The sequence below is a fragment of the Streptomyces pseudoechinosporeus genome (genome assembly GCF_054783935.1).
In genome coordinates, this window is record NZ_BAAGPS010000050.1 from 319204 (window position 1) to 319677 (window position 474).

The window sequence follows — 474 nt, forward strand, 5'->3', positions numbered from 1 at the left end:
CTTCTCCCGAAGTTACGGGGGCATTTTGCCGAGTTCCTTAACCATAGTTCACCCGAACGCCTCGGTATTCTCTACCTGACCACCTGAGTCGGTTTAGGGTACGGGCCGCCGTAAAACTCGCTAGAGGCTTTTCTCGACAGCATAGGATCATCCACTTCACCACAATCGGCTCGGCATCGGGTCTCAGCCTTGTGCGCGACGGATTTACCTATCGCACGGCCTACACCCTTACCCCGGGACAACCACCGCCCGGGATGGACTACCTTCCTGCGTCACCCCGTCACTCACCTACTACCAGCTCGGGTCACCGGCTCCACCACTTTCCTTTCCCCGAAGGGTCCGGAACGGCTTCACGGGCTTAGCATCACTGGATTCAATGTCTGGCGCTTCACAGCGGGTACCGGAATATCAACCGGTTCTCCATCGACTACGCCTGTCGGCCTCGCCTTAGGTCCCGACTTACCCTGGGCAGAT

Annotated in this window: 1 rRNA gene (only partly in view); it reads right to left on the minus strand. The window is 58.2% G+C overall.

Features of this window, described 5'->3' with window-relative positions:
• Positions 1-474, minus strand: a 23S ribosomal RNA gene (locus tag ACYVO6_RS35650); its annotated part reaches 798 nt to the left of the window's first position; the annotation flags it as partial.